Below are 18657 nucleotides of genomic sequence, written 5' to 3'. Positions count from 1 at the left end.
TTTTATAATCAAGAAATCTGGAAACAACAGCGATCGTAGGAACATTTTATGCACTTGCCCTAACATCCATTTCAATAGTTCATCTTATATAGGTTTAAAAGAGAGAAAGGGAGTGAAGAGAATGGCGATGGCATCAGATTCCAAACTGTCGATTCAAAAAGGCGAGCTTGAATTCACTTTTCATAAGAATGGCGATCTGTATGAGGCGACCGGCGGCTCCACGATGATCAATCAGCTCCTGAGCAATCCGCTTGACGGTTCGCTGGGCAATCTTTACGCCCGGCTGCACACGGAAGAAGGGATCAAGGCTTATCCGCTGCTGGGCATCGCGTCGGGTAGCCGTTTCCGCCAGGCCGGCGACCGGTTGGTGTGGGAAGGCGAAATCGCCTCGGACGACCACGACCGGAAGGAGCCGATCCGTTACCGGGTCGTGTTCACGCTGACCGCCCAAGGCGTATGGTTTTGGGATGTGCAGCTCGAAGGGAGCGGCGTAACCGCCGATATCGTGTACGGACAGGACGTCGGCCTTGCCGATCCGGGCGCCGTCCGCAGCAATGAAGCTTATTTGTCGCAATACATTGACCATACGGTGTTTGGTGACGCGGACAAAGGCTTCGTCGTTTGTTCCCGGCAGAACCAGCCGCAAGGCGGGAAGTTTCCTTATTTGCAGCAAGGTTCGCTGACCAAGGCTGAGAGTTATTCCACGGACGGATTCCAGTTTTTCGGCCTGACTTACAAGGAAACCAACCGGCCTGAAGCTTTGTCCAAGGAAAAGCTGGCAAACGAGATTTACCAATATGAATTCGCCTATACGGCACTGCAATCCCGGAAAACGGAGCTGAACGGCAACGTGCGCTTTGTGTTTTACGGATTGTTCCGAGGGGATCATCCGGCCGCGATGACGGAGCTGAAATACAGCGACGTTGTCCGCGAGGCATGGAATGAGGCGGAGGCGGCCTCGGCCGGTCTGGAGCAGGAGGGCGACGGCGACTGGAACCGGACCGCAACCCTTTCGCCGCAGCTCGGAGAGCCGCTGCAAACCTTGCCGGTGACCGGGGAGGAGCTGAACCAATGGTTTCCGCGGCGTCATCAGGAGGAATATGAAGGCAAGCAATTGCTGTCTTTTTTCACGGAGAGCTATGAGCATATCGTTCTGAAAGAAAAGGAACTGCGGGTCGAACGTCCGCATGGCCATATTTTGATGAGCGGGGACAATGTGCGGTTCGGCGCCGAAGTGATCACGACAACCTCCTATATGTACGGTATTTTTAACTCGCAGCTGGTCGTGGGCAACACGAACCTCAACAAGATGATGTCCAACGCGCGGAATGCCCTGAATGTGCCGAAGACTTCCGGCCAGCGGATCTACGTGGAAGTGGATGGGGAATACCGTCTGCTCACGCTGCCTTCGTTGTTTGAGATCGGGTTCAACTATGTTCGCTGGTATTATAAAATGCCTGCCGACACGCTGATCATCACCAACTTCACCACGGTTGATACGCCGGAGATCCGGTTGCAGGTGCGTTCCGCAAACGGCGTTCCATATCGCTATCTGGTCACGAATCAAATCACGATGAACGTGGCCGAATATGAAATTCCGTACGCCATGGAACAGGATGGGGAGAGCGGTGCCCTAACGTTCCGGGCCGACGCCTCTTGCATCAGCGCGCAGGTGTATCCGAAGCTTGCTTACCGGATGGTGTTGGAAGGGGCGACGTATTCTTTACGCGATGAGTCGGCATTGGCCAAGGAAGCCGCTCCGGGTTGCGCTTCGCTGGTGGCGATGGAGCTGGATGCCAGCGCGGAATGGACGCTGACGCACCAAGGGCTGCTGAACGGCGGAGACCTGCCGGTCAAGCGCCGCTCCGCCGAAGCCGAGATCGAGCGGTATAGAGCTTTTTACGCCGAAGTCATGAGCGGTTTCAAATTGACCAAGGACGGCGGGAGCGAGGGCGAGTTCTTTAAGGTGAACGCGTTGGCCTGGTGGTATACCCACAATATGCTCGTTCACTACTCCGTGCCGCACGGTTTGGAGCAATACGGCGGCGCGGCCTGGGGGACGCGGGATGTCTGCCAGGGACCGGTGGAATATTTCTCGGCGACCCATCAGTACGGACAGGTGCGGGACGTCTTGCTGACGGTCTATGCCCATCAATATGCCGAGGACGGCAACTGGCCCCAATGGTTCATGTTCGACAAGTATGCATCGATTCAGCAAGAGGAGAGTCATGGCGACATCATTGCATGGCCGCTGAAAGTGCTTGGCGATTATTTGACGGCGACCCGCGATTTTTCGATTCTCGAAGAACAGGTCCCCTATACGAGCAAGCATGGCTTTAACTTCACGCCGGAGACGGCCTCGATTCGCGAGCATGTGCTGAAAGAACTGAGTTACATTAAAGAACATTTCCTCCACGACACTTACCTTTCTTCTTACGGAGACGGGGACTGGGACGATACGCTGCAACCGGCCAATGCCCAATTGAAGCAGTTCATGGTCAGCAGCTGGACCGTGGCCTTGACGTATCAAGCCGTGGATGTGTTGTCGCAGGCGCTAAGCCAGGTGGACGCCGCCTGGTCGAATGATCTGAAGCAGATTGCCGAGGGCATCAAACGTGATTATAACCGTTACATGTTGGGAAAAGGAGTCATTCCGGGCTTCCTCTATTTCGAGGATCCGAACGACGTGAAGCTGATGCTGCACCCGGAAGACCGGGAGACCGGCATTCGATACCGGCTGCTGCCGATGATTCAAAGCATGATCAGCGAATTGCTCACCCCGGAACAGGCGGAGAGCCATGAGCGGCTGATTCAAGACAAGCTGCTGTTCCCTGACGGCGTGCGCCTGATGGACCGGCCGGCGCAATATGTAGGCGGGGTCAACGTGCATTTCAAGCGCGCGGAGCAAGCGGCGAACTTTGGCCGCGAAATCGGGTTGCAATACGTGCATGCGCATATCCGCTACATCGAAGCGATGGCGAAGATCGGACGGCGGGAGCAAATCTGGCATCACCTGGCCGCCATTAATCCGATCGGCATCCGGGATGTCGTGCCTAACGCGGAGCTGCGCCAAAGCAATACGTATTTCAGCAGCTCCGACGGCAAATTCAATACGCGGTATGAGGCGCAGCAGCGTTTTGAAGACCTGCGCGACGGTTCGGCTCAGGTCAAAGGCGGCTGGCGGATTTATTCCAGCGGTCCAGGGATTTACATGAACCAGCTGATTTCCAATGTGCTCGGTATCCGGGTGGACGGCGGAGATTTGCTGATCGATCCCGTGCTGCCGGATGAGCTGGACGGCACCCGTTTCGAGTTTGATTATGGCGGTCCCGTCACCTTCATTTACCGGGTAAAGGGCAGCGCCGTTCATTCCGTAACCATAAACGGACACAAGGCGGAAGCCGAGCGGATCTCCAACCCGTATCGTACGGGAGGCCTGCGCATTTCCCGAGCCGAATTCGATAAGCTGCGGGAAAACGGCAAAGCTGTAGTGGAGATTGAAATGTAGAATATGGCCGCATAAGAACAATAAGAGAGAGACGTCAGGTCTCTCTCTTATTGTTATGTCGTTTTTGAGAAATCAATGAGGCGGAAGTATGCCTGTTTTTGTTGGTTTGAGAGAAGTGACCGTCCATTTGTTTCCGTATTTAACGATCACTCCTTCAATCGGGGAAGCATAATAATCTCCGTTTGCATCTCCATATTCGGCATTAAAGCGAGCCGTCAACTTCTCTAGCCACGAGTAATAGATATGCGTATTGTAATACTCCGAGAACTCGGCAAAGAGAGACTTTACCGCTTTATTCTTCATGATGACCGCCGTCAGCATTTTTTCGACTTCTTCAGCCTTCAATGGAGCAAGGTTCAACAAGAAGTGGTTTGAGCTTGCGACCAAGCTGCTCTTATCCCAATTAATTAACTCCTTGTTGTAAAGCGTATCGCTGACTTCGCGAAACTGTACATAGACTCTCCCGTCAAACAGTTTAACAAACGGGCTGCCCACTTTTGCCTTTAACGTTATTCCGTCTTTCGCAATAGTCGCAGTTTTCGTTGTTTGGTCCCAGTTTACGGCAGCTTTCATTCCATCGCCAGCAGCTCTCAAGGGCATGTAAATTCGGCCATCCACCAGCTTGCCGCTTAAGATAATAAAATTACAGCAACCATAGAAGAATAAGTGGTAATGACGATTTGTGAATATTGTTTTGGGATCTTTTTACTAGCACAGACATTAATGCCCAAGTTAATACGCAGCAATCAATAAGGAAAATCCACCTATATAGACTGAACTTTTGAATTACAGACGAATACACAGCCGACCAATGACCTCCATAGGGCTGGTATTGACAAGCTTCATGAAGGCGGCGACGTTAATACGGATGTGGTAAAACTTCTTATAAAATACGTTGTGAACAACATCGCTTTTCAACCATTTCCGCAGTCCTTCAATCAAGTTAAGATCCGGTGAGTACTTTGGTAGGAAAACGAACTTCAGCCGCTTATTTTCTTTCAAAAAGGCTTGTACCTATGAAGCATGATGAATCCGGCCGTTATCGAGAATCATCACGATTTTCCCCTCAGGATAGGCCATGAGAACGGAATCAAGGAACTGGATGAACGCCGAAGCATCATAACGCTCGCCGTCACGGTAGAGTACGTGCCCTGTCTCGTAGTTCAGCACACCAAACAATTTCGCGCCTTCATGACGGCCGTAAGTCGGAACCTTCCGTTGGTGCCCAATCGGAAACCAGTTGTACTGCAGCGATTGGTATGCCCGAATCATACACTCGTCATCAAACAGCAAATGGTCAATTTCTTGGTTCATCAGCATTTTTTAACGCCGGAAAGGTCTCCGATTTGAATGCTTCCTGTTCCTCAGAATCGGCTAGTTCCATGGTATAGGTTGCTTTGGTATGACTGAATCCGAGCCGATGCAGCAGGACGGACATTCCTTTTTTTTGTGTCGCCTAGCTCTCGGTCGACAAAGAGCATTGCAAGCTTGAGCGTCCAAGTATACTTAGCTTCGATGCCCTCGTCATCCGGCCGCTTGGTTGCAATAGTGTCCGCCAAGATCGTTTCTTGTTCATGGGTAAGCCGGCGAGGTTTGCCAGGTGAATGGCCCAGTGCAAGGTCTTCGATCCCGTCACGCCCATAACGATGAATGTATCCAGCGGTGGTTTTCTCCGTGCGTTTGATCATCTTAGAAATATCTTTAATCGTATGGCCCTTTAATCGATGGAGAACTGCCAAATAACGCTCGTACATTCGTTTGTCGGAAGTCTCACGAAGTGACTTGTCAACAAGTTGCTTTTCATCATTATTGGTTGTCATGCTGATCACGTCCTAATGGTTGTTGTCCCCTTTATTACCCCATCTAGGAAAAGCCGACTTCCAAAACGAAATTCTTTAATTCAGTCTTTGTTTAAGAGTTTTACACTGTAATGATTAGGGAATATATCCCTATCCAAAAAATATAGAATGAGGAGTGATCTTTGTGAAAAAAATTTTAGTAGCTCTGTCGTTAGTCTTGGCTTTGTGTATTCCAATATCCGCTTTTGCGGAGTCACCTTTGTCGCTACAAAATCTAAGCAACGAAGATGTAAGTAAACTTTCTACTAAAGGAATTGAAAATATCAAAAAACAAATTAACAGTATGAGTAATAAAGAGTTTGATAATTTTATAGTTGATTATTTAAGAAATAATAGTGACCATGATAAGGCTACTATAAATTTATCAAAACTAGGAGTAACACTGGAGAAACCGTCTCAAGCTATTAAGACAAGATCGGTAGATGCTTGGGAAGCTGAGCTTTGGGTAACATCAGCTCGAAGAGGCGGCGAATCTTTTCATAGATTGATAGCTTATTACGGATTTGATCAAGCATCAGAAACAAAACCAGCTTCATATGATGTAATAGGCGTATATTGGAATAAAAATGCTGCTTCATACTATTCTTATAATAATTCTGATAGCACTAAAAATAGTTTAAGATCAGGTCAAAGAACTGGTGAAGGATTAGCATTATTTAATGCTTATGACGATAAAATGCTTATAACCATGGATTATTGGGTTTCTGTTTATGTTACTCCAAAAACTAATGGTGGAGATATTGATTTTGGTGCTGATTGGACTCATACTTATGATCAGAAATCAACAACATCAACAGGACAAGCAAGTATAAGTTTTGGGGGAACCGGCTTAATTGAAGGATCAATAGGGTATAGTGTTACTACTTCTACGACCGAAACTTCATGGACATTATCGGATACAAATGCAATTGAATTATAACTAAGTATATTAACAGCGAGTTGATAATATCCAACTCGCTGTTAATATTAATTTTTCCCCATATTTGAAAGGAGAAGTGGATTGATTAGAAAAACCTTATTTATAATCCTAATGTTAAGCTTATTTTCGGCCTGTGATTCCGGTTCTAATAGAAACATAAATGAGAATACTGATTCTCAAATGTATGCATTAGTTAATGACCTATTTTATAAACAATATTCAAATCAGTTATCCCAATTTTCTGATGTATTAATTTCTCTAACAAAAGAAAGTGTAAACGATGAGATGCTTTCTTATTTAAACGGTAGGATAGAGGGAGGTGCGTCATTCACCCGTTCTGTTCTTTATTCACTGGAAAAAACCGAATCTTCAGTTGTAGATAAAGCTATTCCTCCAGAACTTCGCCCATCCCTGTTTTCTATTCTTGCAGAGACTGAGGATATTCTTGATCGGCTAAATCAATTTATTAAGGAAAAAGATTTAAGAAAAGTAGAAGAAAATAAAATACTAATATTAGAAGTTGTTCAGTTGTGTGATGAAATAAATGTTGCAGAAAATGTTATTAAGGATGAGTCATATTTCAAGGAATATGATGAAAAATTGATTCAGACGCTGGGGGAATTAAGAAGATTAGAGCTTCGGTTAAAGCAATAATATTTTAGCTTGGCATATAAGAATAGAGCCCTTTCTGCGCGGTCCGATACCGCTTGGAAAGGGGCTCTTTACTCTGCTTGACAGAGAAATTTCTATTTTTTCATTTTGCGAATATAGGCTAGTTGTCCAATATGGTAGGCATTATGGGTTGCCGCATTTGAAATGATTGCCCACCATTCCGCCTTCACGGGAAATCCTTTTACAACCGATAACAGTTGATCTTCTTCAAGGAGTTCTTGCCATTGCAGGAGGATTTTTAACATTTCTCTTTTAATTCATAGAAGGTTTCCTCATCTTTAACAAGAAAAGTATCGGCATTATGAGTGGTCAGTGTATCGGCATCAATTTGATTGTCCTTATACCGCAATTGCCAAGTTTCATTCCAATAAATTACGATCATCAGCATTAGCTAGAAGTTGATCCAACAATATAGTCTTGGCACCGATCCTCATTTTTCATCTCCTTAACATTATTCTTTCCTGATAGTATAGCACTTTGAGTGGATTTTGCTTTGCTTGCCCGAACTGATTGGTCTAGCCTTTATACCTTTTTACGTGCACTATAAAAATATATAAAATTGAACGGGCGGGTGATCCCAATGAGCGAACAATTCTGGTTAGTGGTCCAGTATCCTTTGAAAAGCGCAAAAGGCAGCCAACGCGACTCCTGGTTAAGGGATAAAGTAATGGAGGTTCTGGAGATCTCTCTAGCGGATGCCGGTTTAGGCCATGTTGACGGCTTTGATATGGGAAAGTCCCTACCCGATCCGAAGAAATATGTTCTTAATGTATTTTGCGTCGTTACGGAAGAAGAGCGGAGCCTAGCCTTGGTAAAAGGGGTTCTAAGAGAGAGCCGGCTGGACTATACCCGCATTAAAATTGCTACCATGCCCTATGGAACAGAAGAAGCATACACGCTGAAATATGCAGCTAAAAAGGGCGTTACCGACTTTTCGCTATAGGAAGCGGAGAAGTGATGCTTATGTTCATTCGCTGCGTTGGATACGATATAGCCTTTGTGATTGTATCAAGGGTGTATAATCATGTATTGTTTGTTAAAGAGTCGTGAACATCAGGTTCATAGGAGGACATCGTATTGAAACCAAAAGTGAAAAGAAGATTGAAAATCACCCTATTAAGCGTAGTAGCCGCTTTGGTATTACTGTGTGCAGGCTTCTACATCTATACCTTAAATTACTATCGGGCCGATGAAAATGCGGTTGCCGTGCTTTCCGGTACGGAAGCAGAGCCTCAGATAGAGAAGAAAGACGGGATGTGGATCTTCCATCCAAGTGCCGAACAGGATACGGGTGTCGGGTTCATCTTTTATCCGGGCGGGAAAGTAGAGGATAAGGCTTACTCGGTATTGCTACAACAGCTTTCTCGGAAGGGAATCACCGGCGTCCTGGTTCATATGCCTTTTAACCTGGCCGTATTTGATATAAATGCAGCTGACAAGATCTATGCCCAATTCCCTGAGATCAAACATTGGGTAATGGGAGGCCATTCTTTGGGCGGCGCGATGGCGAGCAGCTATGCGGTGAAGAATCAAGACCGAATTGAGGGGCTTGTGCTGCTGGGTGCCTACCCTGTTAATGATAGCGATATACCGACACTGGTTATGTACGGAAGCGAAGATCAGGTTCTGGATAAATCCAAGCTATCCTCTTCGTTAAGTCCGTATGTCATCAAAGGAGGCAATCATGCTCACTTTGGGAATTACGGCGAGCAGAAGGGCGATGGTAAAGCGACTATCACTAGGGAGGAGCAGCAACAGGTAGCGGTGGAGGAAATCACAAGATTCATAATGGACTTGGCGGAGTGAAAGTAAAAGAAGAGTTGTAAATCAGCTCCAGTCGTGTGATAATTAGTTTATTGGAATTTCGACCTGAATTCACATATTGTAGAGGGTTATGATTTTGATTATGTAGCCTTGTACAATATGTGATTTTTTTTTGGAATTTTGAAGATCATGTAATAATGAAAATATGGAGGTAATGGATCATGGAACAAGGAACAGTAAAGTGGTTTAATGCAGACAAAGGCTTTGGTTTTATCGAGGTTGAAGGCGGAGGCGACGTATTCGTGCACTTCAGTGCAATTGTTAGCGAAGGTTTCAAATCGTTGGACGAAGGTCAACGCGTTGAATTTAATGTAGTACAAGGCAATCGAGGCCCACAGGCCGAGAATGTTGTTAAACTATAAAATTGCTGTTAGAAAGGTCCCAAACATCGTTTTGGGGCTTTTTTTCATTCATTATTCCAGAAGAGAAAGAGGGATGCTGCTTGTACTATTCACGGAAAAGACAGCTGATTGATCTTCCAGAGGAAATGACAATGATATGGTCTTGCACCAATAAAGAGTGCAACGGATGGATGAGGAACAACTTCGTTTTTTCGATTCAACCGGTCTGTGGCCAATGCAATTCCTCCATGGAAAAGGGTGAGAAAATACTGCCTATTCTAGCTAATACAAGTCCTAATCAGACAAAGCACTAAATAAGGCGAGGATTAGTGACATACAAGGGTAGCTATCAATACCTTTGTGGGGTTGTCTTCCTACAAGGGTTCAACTCATTCGGAAGTGATTAATGATTTGATTTGGTTAGTATTTGTAGAATGTATTAAACACTCAATATTTTATTTTCAAGTGGATTTTCTTATAACGCTTTTGTATTCACGAAACGACCCAGCCTAAGATAGCTCATATCTTAGACTGGGCCGTTTGTTTTACATATATTAGCTTTTTTTAATTAATAAGAATTCATTATGTTATAATAACGTAGTTAAATAAACAAGGATAAAGGGGTGTATAAGTTAATGGGCAAGTTAAGGATGGAACGCTTATTAACAAAACCAGTACGTGTAAATTGGGCCGAATTAGCTGATGCAAATGCTTTGTCGTATGAAGTTTATTTGAATGGGGAGTTCTATAAGTGCTTGAGTTCAAATCATACGTCTTGTATTATCGACGATTTGGTTGTTGGGTCTGAAAATAATATTGCAGTTTATGGTCAGTATCCAGGAGGAGAAAAACGGTTATTGCCAGGTGCTGAGGACTCCCTTGGGGCATTTCAGACACCTGATGGGTTACCTGTAGATATTTGTGTTTTTACGGTGATTCCAATGTTTGAGCATAAAAAACGCCCACATATGCCGACTTTCAAGCCGTATATTTTGCTGGTTCGTCGGAAGGAAGAAACATATGAGGGGAGATGGGCATTACCGGGGGGATTTTCTAAGGTAGATGAAACTTTAGATGCAGCGGCAGAAAGGGAGCTAAAGGAGGAAACTGGTATTGTCAAGGACTTTAAACTCAATCAGCTAAAGACATTCTACAACGAAGGTAGAGACCCAAGGGGGTGGATACCATCTGTTGCATATTTTGCATTAGTTAGACCAGAGGTTTTTGTAACTGTTCAAAACGGGACTGATGTGTTTAGGGAAGTAGTATTTAAGGATTTAGAAGCGAGCACAGATGCTGTGGAAGCAAAACTTTTCACGCTAGATGAAGCACTTGAATTGGGATTAGCCTTTGATCATGAGGACATTCTCCGCTGCGCTATTAAACGAATGCATACTGAATTATTAACAACGACAATAGCAAGGCAATTTTTAGATGAAACAGGATTTACTCTCCGAGAATTACATCGATTATTAAGGGATACAGTGCCTGAATTTCAGGTTGATGAAACAAATTTCTCCAAAAAACTTCTTTCAACTAAGGGAAGACAGGGTCTTTTACAGGTTCTTAATAAGAAGGAACAAAGGTATGCCGGACCTAAAACCCAACTCTATCAATTTAGAGACGAGGATCTTGAACTGACTCTATCCATTTATAACTCCTTTTAAAAAAATGACATAAATCGAATAAACTTAGTCATATTGACTTAGTTATTTGTGTATATTATAATCGAGTAAAGGAGTGATGAAAATGGCTGGTTTGTTCATTATTGGTAATGGGTTTGATTTAGCTCATGGTATGCAAACTTCTTATGAAGACTTCCATCAATATCTTAAGGAGGAGTATCCTGATGCTTCATTCGATGGATGTGTACCCGAAGCTCAAATGATGCCTGATGGTGATATGACGTATGATGATATTGATGTAGTAGGTTTCTTGATGGAGGTCATTACCAATGCTGAGCCGGAAGGTGAAAAATGGTCCGATCTCGAAACATCACTTGGTTATTTAGATTTAGATGAATACTTCGATAACTTTGATGATGAAGATGATGATAACGAGTGGCACAAGGTTTACAGAAATGAAGACCAATCAAACAATCTCGTCGGAGCAGTATTGGAGATTACCGATTATTTTGCTGAATGGATCAATACAATTGATATTGATGAAGTATCTCCCAAGACTGATTTTGAAAAGCTGATTGATAATGGTAAAGATTTGTACCTAACCTTCAACTACACTACTACGTTAGAGGAGCTATACGAAGCGAGAAATGTTTGCCACATTCACGGGAAGCAAGGTGGCAAGTTACTGTTTGGACATGGAAACGATACTGATTATACAGAAGAATATATGGGGCGCCATGTTGGTTCTGAGGACTCTCTACAAGGTATGCAAGAAAAATTAAGAAAGGACACAATCAAAGCTATTAAAGCGAACCAGGAATTCCTTAATAGTATTAGAACAAAATCCGTTGATAAAGTTTATTCATTCGGATTTTCTTTCTCCGAAGTTGATAAAATATACATAACGGAGATTTGTCGCAGATTGCCGAATGCAAATGTTACTTGGTATCTAAATGACTATGATGATATTGCACTACGTAAGGAATACGAAAATGTTATTAGATCTTGTGGGTTTAATGGTGTATTTGATACTTATCACGTTTCCTAGAGGTTAACACATCAACGCTTGAGAGGAGCATATTCGTATCTCAGGAGCTGCAACTTAACCAAAGGAGAGTTGAAAGAATGAAAGCTATCATTCTGGGAGCTGGCGCGTCAAAAGCTTATGATGGTTCCCCAACAAAGATTAGAATGCCCGTTGCATTTGATTTTTTTAAAACTTATAACAAGTTAGAAATAAGTCGAAATCCATGGGTTTTGGTAGGAGAGATTATTAATTACTTGAACCAACATCACAAGATGAAACCCGAAGAATTTGTGAGTTATAGTACAGATATTGAAGTTTTACATTCTGAGATTGAGGAAAATTTACTTCATGCTTTTAATGATCCACAGGACTTTTTAAGTCTTAGGGAATCCTTTAAGTCTTATAATCAATTGGTTTTTCTATTTACTTCTGTTATTAATGAAATACAAAATGGACCTGTGTCTGAACCACACATGAATTTAGCTAAGCTTTTAAAAAAAGATGATGTTATTATTACTTTCAATTGGGATACGCTTATGGATCGAGCATTAGCTGAAACTACAGAATGGACTCCTGATGCTGGGTATTTCGTAACGCCTAAAATGATCTATAGAAATGCATGGGAATCTGCTTCAATCCCACAAAAAACTGATTATCCTAAGCTAATTAAGCTACACGGTTCTACCAACTGGCTAAGTAGTGCAACTACAATTGAAAATGAGAAGATAATAATGACTCAGTCAGCTGGTCCCGAAACTTTTTATATTTTTGAATCTACAATTGATCCTTACGATACATATGATGGTAGATATATGAGTAATTACGAGCCGTACTCCTATGGATACTACCCACCGAATATACCGGACCCAGGAAAGCCAGCTCCAGAAGATCAAGTGTTCGTTAGAGTAACCCCAAGATTTCCTCATATGCCTAAAGGCACTGCTGGGAAGTCTGGACTTACTTCAATGCCTTTAATTATCCCACCTGTTAAACACAAAACCTACGATATGTACGGCTGCCTGTTTAAGGAGCTATGGAGAGAAGCAGAACTTTGTTTGACTGAAGCAAGTGAGATTATTATTATTGGATACTCTTTTCCAGTGACGGATATTCAAAGCAACTATTTGTTTAAAAATGCTTTTATGAAAAGGAAAACTGTACCACGAATTACGATTGTTGATCCCAACCCACATAGAATAAAGGAAAAATTCTCATTCGAATTTGGTATACCTGATGATCATTTAGTAATTCATCAAAATTATTTTTCTAAGGACTTTCCTATTGATAAATTATTTTAGCAGCACCATACCATTTCAGGTCTCAAGCAACCTCACCAAACAACCGTAGCATCATGTGGCGGCGAATTGAGGCTTTACCAAGCCAGAAAATGAACCCTTGTCCATATAAAACCAAAACTATTAAATATGGCAAGGGCCTGCCTTTAGGATTTGAATTCTTGTTCGGAGGAATCATTGGTTCATTGAAGAGATGGCTCCCATTGACCGCGATTTGATAATTTTTTAGTAACCTTGAGGTGGGTTGCTCGATATAGGCTCTGTGGGAGTATACAAAAGTATCATAATTTATAGCAGGAGTGATGAAAATGGGGAGCAGTTGGGAAATTGATAGTACAGAACTTATTTCAAGTTCAAAATGTGCATGTGGACAAGGAATGATAAAAACATATAAAGTTGAGTTATCGCATAAAAACGTAATCCGTTCAAAGACTGAATATGAAACGGAGATTTCTTGTCCAAATTCGGAGTGTCCATCAAAGTAAAATGTGCTAAACCTAAGCCACCTTCCTAAACATCCTAAGCATCACGTGGCGGCGAATTCTGGCTTTATCAATCCACGGCTCGCCTCCATGCAGAAAGGGGTGTCCCAAAAGTCATCAGTAGATGACCGATGGGACACCCCTCTTTTAAGGCCAGCTTATCGGTAACGAATCTATGTATTCTTAATTGGATGATTTAGGGTCTGGAATAATTTAACGAAACTAGGTAACGTTATTTGATGAAATTAAGCCTATGGAGTGTGGTTTCACACCTAATTGCGTGTTTGAGTTTCGTTACAATCTCATAGTACCGTATTTTGCCCAAATAAGGTTGGTCCGTTTGGTTAGACGAGGGGAGCCAACTTAGTAGAGCGTCTAAGCCCCTCCCGACTATTGTTCCATAGAATTTGCAATCTGAACTAGTTCCGAAATGCCCGCAGTCTTGCATGCCCGATTCCCGATTCGTCCTTCCTTTCTTCCATTACACGGCCGAGCGTTTTGGCTGCCGCACGATCATTGGCGTAGATATCGCGCAGGAACCAAACCTGATGCGACGCTTTCGTCAACATTTTCGCTGGGTAGCATAGGTTCTATGCTGATTGAAGATTGCTCCATCCCCTGACTTATTTATGTCAAATGATTCTTATTTCCTCGAGTGACCTTTGTTTTTTTGCCAAAATCAGCATGGGAATAGCGAGCAGCAGGCTAATGATCACGGGGACGATGGAAGCCTCGATGCCGAAGTTACCGCCCGTCAGAAGATAAGGACCGTTGACTTGGACAGAGAAGAGGCCTGATGATGGATGACCCGAGACGGGGATCCCCAATAGTTCCTCTATTGCATTCCACGTAAAATGAATACCGATGACGAACCATAAACTTCTACGCCAGAGAAAGGCGGAACCAAGAAGAACGCCCGCTTGGACTGCAATGGCAATGGCACCCCAAATGGTCGCTTCAGGATTTCCCAGATGTGCGACCCCAAAGAAAAGAGAAGTGATTATAAGGGCAACTCGGCTTCCTAACATTTTTTCAATGGCTTGAAAGGCAATTCCCCGAAAAATCAGTTCTTCGACGAAGGCTGCACCAAGCGCTGATGAGATCGCAGGCAATATAACAGAGCTCGTACTAGCCGGTAACCATTCAAAGGAGTACCCGCCAAATAAAACAATAATCAGAGTGGATATGCCGATAAAGACCAAACCGATTAGCCCCCCAAAAGACACTTCGGTTACAGCCTTTTTCATTGAGAGCTCGGGCACATCCCGATGAGCTAACCATTTCATGGTAAGCCAATATAAAATGACGGCCGTGATACTCATGGCAATTGCCAAGATGAGCGCTTCGAATCGGTTTGGACTTTCAATTAATGAACTAATCAGCCCATTGGCCAGGATAATTACAACGGCTCCGAGGACCATCCAAACCAGCGGAAATTGAATAAATGAATTGAACGATAATCGTCTTTTTCCCACTATATGATCTCTCCTTAAAATTAAAAAAACAAACTAATATTGGTAAATGGTGCGATTTGATCATAAGCTATTGGGGATATATTTGGCAACTCGCCTGGCGGGTATGGGTTACACTATAGTATGTTAAACCCTCGAGTCGCGGGGAGCGCCAGCGACGGGCGGAAGCAGCTCATAATCATGAAAGAGAATGGTTCGGCGATGGTTTTAACATCGGATTCCGTTATAAATCATTGTAAAACGAGAGTGCTCTCTTTATAATAAAAGAGAACACTCTCGTTTATTTTTGCGAAAGGATGGACATCTTCATGCCTAAAATTACGCAACAACAAAAAGAAGCTATCCGAATGGAAATTTTGAATTCAGCACGACATGTTTTCATAGAAAAAGGATATGAAGCCACTTCTATGAGCGATATTGTAACCGGCTCTGGCAGGAGCTTCGGAGGGGTGTATTTATATTATTCCGGCAAGGAAGATGTTTTTCTGGATCTGCTTCGCCGGGAGTATGAAAACATGGCTCCGGATTTTGGATTAGAAGAACAGGGCAGTGCGTGGAATGCATTTGTGCAATTCATAGGGGGACAAGAGAAACGGGTTAGAGAGGTGAATGCCGGGTTAGCCCCCTGTTTATACGAATATTTTATCGTGGGCCGCAGAGAAGATCATCGTCGCAAGCTAATTGAAGAACGGTCCCAGGCTGTATACGGAACTCTGTTTGACTTAATACATAATGGCGTTCAGCGAGGAGAGTTTCATCCTGCTCAGCCTCTGAATATTTTCGTTCATTGGCTCATTTCGTTACTTGAAGGACTTTATCTTGAGAGTATTATTAATGGTTCTGAAAATATACAACTAGCCCAGCAATTCGAGTTATTATTGACGGTTTGCTGCTCTATACTTAGGCCATCCGGGCTGGAGGGGAATCTATGATTAGTAAGGAACGGAATGATAATGATTTGTCCGTATTTAAAAGCGAAGCAGGGGCCCGGCTGTTTATGCATACTTACGATAAACTTATGGAGCATTGGCCAAGTCAGTATGAAACGATGGAGATCCAAACCGGATTCGGGGTTTGCCATGTGATCGTTAGCGGACCCGAAGATGGGGAGACCGTCCTGATGTTTCACGGTATGACGAGTAATTCAGCGATGTGGTACCCTACTATTGAAGCGCTGAGGGATTTTCGAGTCTATTGTATCGACACGCCGGGGGACTTCGGCAAAAGCAGGGTTGTTAAACGTATTAGCACCCCGGAAGATGCCGTTCTCTGGATGGATCAAGTTCTAGACGCGCTTGCGCTTGCTAAGACGACATTCATCGGCCACTCGATGGGAGGTTGGTTTTGTTCGAATTATGCGACAAGTCGACCGGAACGAATCAAGCGGTTAATTTTGCTTGCTCCAGTGGCGACATTTTTGCCGGTTCCATTTCTGAAATTTCTCCAAAAAGTCTATCCGGCCATGCTGTGGCCCAAGCCTGATCGGATTCGCAGAGCGTGGGACTGGTTTTGTAAAAAGGGATACTCTCTTCCTTCGCAAGTTATGGACATGGTCATTGCAGCCTATACGCATGGTCGCTCGCAGCTTCCTGTTGTCCCTCGTGTCATCGAGAAAGAAGCTTGGAGCAGGATTTCGGCACCGGTACTCTTTCTGGTCGGGGATGAAGAGAAAATTTACGATGCCGGGAACGTGATGAAATGTGTCAGAGAAACATTGCCCGATTCAGAGGTCGCGTTGATTAATGGAGCAGGGCACTGCCTTATTCTGGAGCAAAAATCATCCGTGAACGAGGCTATTCAAGGATTTATGACAAAGCCCATTGCGTGACTGGGACCTTTAATATCATTTGAACCGGCCGGTCTATATGGACGGCAATATTAGGATTTATTAATATGAAGAGAGGTACTGGTAAAGAAGTCGGGAGGAAGAACCACTATGACAGAAGCAGCACAGGTTTTTAAAGCCACAGAGAACAATGTAAAAATCATCGGGAGAACCTACGAGTACAACGATGTACTTTGGCTGGCCTTGTCGGGCGGCGGGGTGGAATTTTCTTTTTACGGTAAAAAAGCGGAAATCACCATTAAGGGCGACCCTATTGCGACAAGCGGCAATAATGAGGCCCGAATCGGCATCGATGTGAACGGAAACCGGGTGATTGACGATATGGTGAAGCAACCCGTGAAAAAGTACACCGCCTTCGAAAGCGACACGGAGCAAAACGTCACGATCAGGGTCATAAAACTATCGGAAGCGGCGATGTCGACGGTCGGAATTCAAGAAATCGCCGTGGACGCCAGAGAGGGGATTAAGCCTACCCCGGCAAACGTACATAAAATTGAATTTATCGGCGATTCCATTACTTGCGGCTATGGGGTGGACGATGACAACGTGGAGGGTACTTTTTCCACAGCGACGGAGGATGTCACGAAAACCTATGCTTATCTGACAGCCCAGCGGCTTCAGGCCGATTACAGCATGGTTTCGTTCAGCGGTTACGGAATTATTTCAGGCTATACGGAAAACGGCGAAAAGCTGCTCACCCATCTTGTTCCGGATTACTACGAAAAGGTCGGCAAATCCGAAGGAAAGTTTGACGGCACCCTGGTGCCTCAAACCCTAAGCTGGGACTTCAACAAGTTCGTACCTGATCTGATCGTCGTGAATCTCGGGACGAATGACGATACCTATACCGAAGACGATCCCGCTAGACAGGCGGATTATGTGAAGCAGTACGTGGAATTTCTGAAAATGATCAGAGCCAACAATGCGGATGCCCGCATCCTTTGTACGCTCGGGATCATGAGAGACAGACTCTGTCCTTTTGTTGAACAAGCGGTTAACGACTATACCCAAGAAACAGGCGATACGAAGATCTCGGCCATGCGGTTTGACCTCCAGTCGGAAGCGGACGGCTACGTCGTTAATTTTCACCCGTCGGAAGTGACTCACCGGAAAGCGGCGGAGAAGCTGGTGGCGGAGATTAAGGAAGTTATGAAGCTATAAGCAGACCAGAAGAAATCGAGCGGCTAATTCTGCTTGCTCCCAAAAGTCTATCCTGACCATGTTGTGGTGGCCCAGTCCTGTTTTCGGGTTGGGTCTTTTTTGATGTCCGATACTTTAAGGATGGTTTACTTTTCCTTGATAACAAAAATGCACTTTTCATCCCCTGATTCCCATGCTGCATGGACTTCGAATCCTCTGTAATTTCTTTTAGCGGGATCGAACTGCGAGCTTAGGGCTGATGTTAAATTCTTTCCAGCGACAAAACTGAAATTCTCATCTTTATTGGTCAATAAAGTCTGAGGGGATAGCTTCTCCGGATATAGATAGCTACCGTCAGAATGGAGCAAAATATCCTTAATCGCAACTTGGTTTGGTGGATCTCCCTCGAACTTTAGTGATAGCATCTCATTAGTCTTAACATTTTTGATTTCCGACAAGGCTTCTTCCGCAAAAAAAGACTTAAAGATATCCTCCGAGTCAGATTCCCGGCTCACCGGGATACAATTTATGCTTTGTTCTCCAGCAATTATTGCGAGTTTATCGCTTGGTTTAGTTTCCGCACAGCCACTCAATCCCAACAGAAACAGCAGCAGTACTATCCCTTGCTTGATATAGCTCAACTCCTT

General features: G+C 44.2%; 16 protein-coding genes and 2 pseudogenes. 13 read left to right on the top strand and 5 right to left on the bottom strand.

The genetic code is table 11. The features are described 5' to 3' along the window. The first annotated feature begins 121 nt into the window (after nt 1-121). Entirely contained in the window at nt 122-3508 is a 3387-nt protein-coding gene (locus tag ACLB09_RS18690) for a GH36-type glycosyl hydrolase domain-containing protein (protein ID WP_410771366.1), read from the top strand. 72 nt (nt 3509-3580) lie between these two features. Here ACLB09_RS18690 and ACLB09_RS18685 read toward each other — a convergent pair whose 3' ends face one another. The 3 genes and pseudogenes from ACLB09_RS18685 to ACLB09_RS18675 form a co-directional block, all read right to left on the bottom strand. Then, nucleotides 3581-4126 (bottom strand): copper amine oxidase N-terminal domain-containing protein, encoded by a 546-nt coding sequence (locus ACLB09_RS18685; protein WP_410771365.1) that lies wholly within the window; start codon nt 4124-4126, stop codon nt 3581-3583. Nucleotides 4127-4140: 14 nt separating this feature from the next. Beyond that, nucleotides 4141-4288 (bottom strand): annotated as a pseudogene (locus ACLB09_RS18680) (EamA family transporter); the annotation flags it as partial. A gap of 6 nt (nt 4289-4294) precedes the next feature. Next, a pseudogene (locus ACLB09_RS18675) lies at nt 4295-5328 on the bottom strand (IS630 family transposase). A gap of 163 nt (nt 5329-5491) precedes the next feature. Here ACLB09_RS18675 and ACLB09_RS18670 point away from each other — a divergent pair. The 9 genes from ACLB09_RS18670 to ACLB09_RS18630 all read left to right on the top strand — a co-directional run bounded on the left by ACLB09_RS18670 (nt 5492) and on the right by ACLB09_RS18630 (nt 13073). Then, nucleotides 5492-6286 (top strand): hypothetical protein, encoded by a 795-nt coding sequence (locus tag ACLB09_RS18670; RefSeq protein WP_410771364.1) that lies wholly within the window; start codon nt 5492-5494, stop codon nt 6284-6286. Nucleotides 6287-6367: 81 nt separating this feature from the next. Beyond that, on the top strand, nt 6368-6940 hold the full coding sequence (locus tag ACLB09_RS18665) for a hypothetical protein (protein ID WP_410771363.1): 573 nt from the start codon (nt 6368-6370) through the stop codon (nt 6938-6940). 598 nt (nt 6941-7538) lie between these two features. Then, the gene (locus ACLB09_RS18660) at nt 7539-7901 is read left to right on the top strand and encodes a hypothetical protein (RefSeq protein ID WP_410771362.1); all 363 of its coding nucleotides are present in this window, start codon (nt 7539-7541) and stop codon (nt 7899-7901) included. A 134-nt stretch (nt 7902-8035) separates the two neighbouring features. Then, a complete protein-coding gene (locus tag ACLB09_RS18655) occupies nt 8036-8764 on the top strand; it encodes an alpha/beta hydrolase (RefSeq protein WP_410771361.1) in 729 nt (242 codons plus the stop codon). A gap of 179 nt (nt 8765-8943) precedes the next feature. Continuing rightward, nucleotides 8944-9144 (top strand): cold-shock protein, encoded by a 201-nt coding sequence (locus tag ACLB09_RS18650; protein WP_114497440.1) that lies wholly within the window; start codon nt 8944-8946, stop codon nt 9142-9144. Between the two features lie 2 nt (nt 9145-9146). Then, the gene (locus ACLB09_RS18645) at nt 9147-9437 is read left to right on the top strand and encodes a cold-shock protein (protein WP_410771360.1); all 291 of its coding nucleotides are present in this window, start codon (nt 9147-9149) and stop codon (nt 9435-9437) included. 321 nt (nt 9438-9758) lie between these two features. Then, nucleotides 9759-10790 carry an NUDIX hydrolase gene (locus tag ACLB09_RS18640; RefSeq protein ID WP_410771359.1) on the top strand — a complete coding sequence of 344 codons (1032 nt, stop codon included), beginning with the start codon at nt 9759-9761 and terminating at the stop codon, nt 10788-10790. 82 nt (nt 10791-10872) lie between these two features. Next, nucleotides 10873-11796 carry a bacteriophage abortive infection AbiH family protein gene (locus tag ACLB09_RS18635; protein WP_410771358.1) on the top strand — a complete coding sequence of 308 codons (924 nt, stop codon included), beginning with the start codon at nt 10873-10875 and terminating at the stop codon, nt 11794-11796. Nucleotides 11797-11873: 77 nt separating this feature from the next. After that, nucleotides 11874-13073 (top strand): hypothetical protein, encoded by a 1200-nt coding sequence (locus ACLB09_RS18630; RefSeq protein WP_410771357.1) that lies wholly within the window; start codon nt 11874-11876, stop codon nt 13071-13073. 1111 nt (nt 13074-14184) lie between these two features. Here ACLB09_RS18630 and ACLB09_RS18625 read toward each other — a convergent pair. After that, entirely contained in the window at nt 14185-15027 is an 843-nt protein-coding gene (locus ACLB09_RS18625) for a CPBP family intramembrane glutamic endopeptidase (protein ID WP_410771356.1), read from the bottom strand. 305 nt (nt 15028-15332) lie between these two features. Here ACLB09_RS18625 and ACLB09_RS18620 point away from each other — a divergent pair, with 305 nt between their 5' ends. The 3 genes from ACLB09_RS18620 (at nt 15333) to ACLB09_RS18610 (ending at nt 18031) form a co-directional block, all read left to right on the top strand. Next, nucleotides 15333-15956 (top strand): TetR family transcriptional regulator, encoded by a 624-nt coding sequence (locus ACLB09_RS18620; protein ID WP_410771355.1) that lies wholly within the window; start codon nt 15333-15335, stop codon nt 15954-15956. Then, entirely contained in the window at nt 15953-16852 is a 900-nt protein-coding gene (locus ACLB09_RS18615) for an alpha/beta fold hydrolase (protein WP_410771354.1), read from the top strand. Before ACLB09_RS18620 ends, ACLB09_RS18615 begins: the two co-directional genes overlap by 4 nt. 108 nt (nt 16853-16960) lie before the next feature. After that, nucleotides 16961-18031 (top strand): SGNH/GDSL hydrolase family protein, encoded by a 1071-nt coding sequence (locus tag ACLB09_RS18610; RefSeq protein ID WP_410771353.1) that lies wholly within the window; start codon nt 16961-16963, stop codon nt 18029-18031. Nucleotides 18032-18156: 125 nt separating this feature from the next. Here the strand turns inward: ACLB09_RS18610 and ACLB09_RS18605 are convergent, their stop codons facing one another. Beyond that, nucleotides 18157-18651 carry a hypothetical protein gene (locus ACLB09_RS18605; protein WP_410771352.1) on the bottom strand — a complete coding sequence of 165 codons (495 nt, stop codon included), beginning with the start codon at nt 18649-18651 and terminating at the stop codon, nt 18157-18159. Nucleotides 18652-18657: the final 6 nt, after the last annotated feature.

The sequence above is a fragment of the Fontibacillus forbon genome (genome assembly GCF_046559655.1).
Classification (GTDB): Bacteria; Bacillota; Bacilli; order Paenibacillales; family Paenibacillaceae; genus Fontibacillus.
This window is presented reverse-complemented; position numbering and strand designations above follow the sequence as displayed.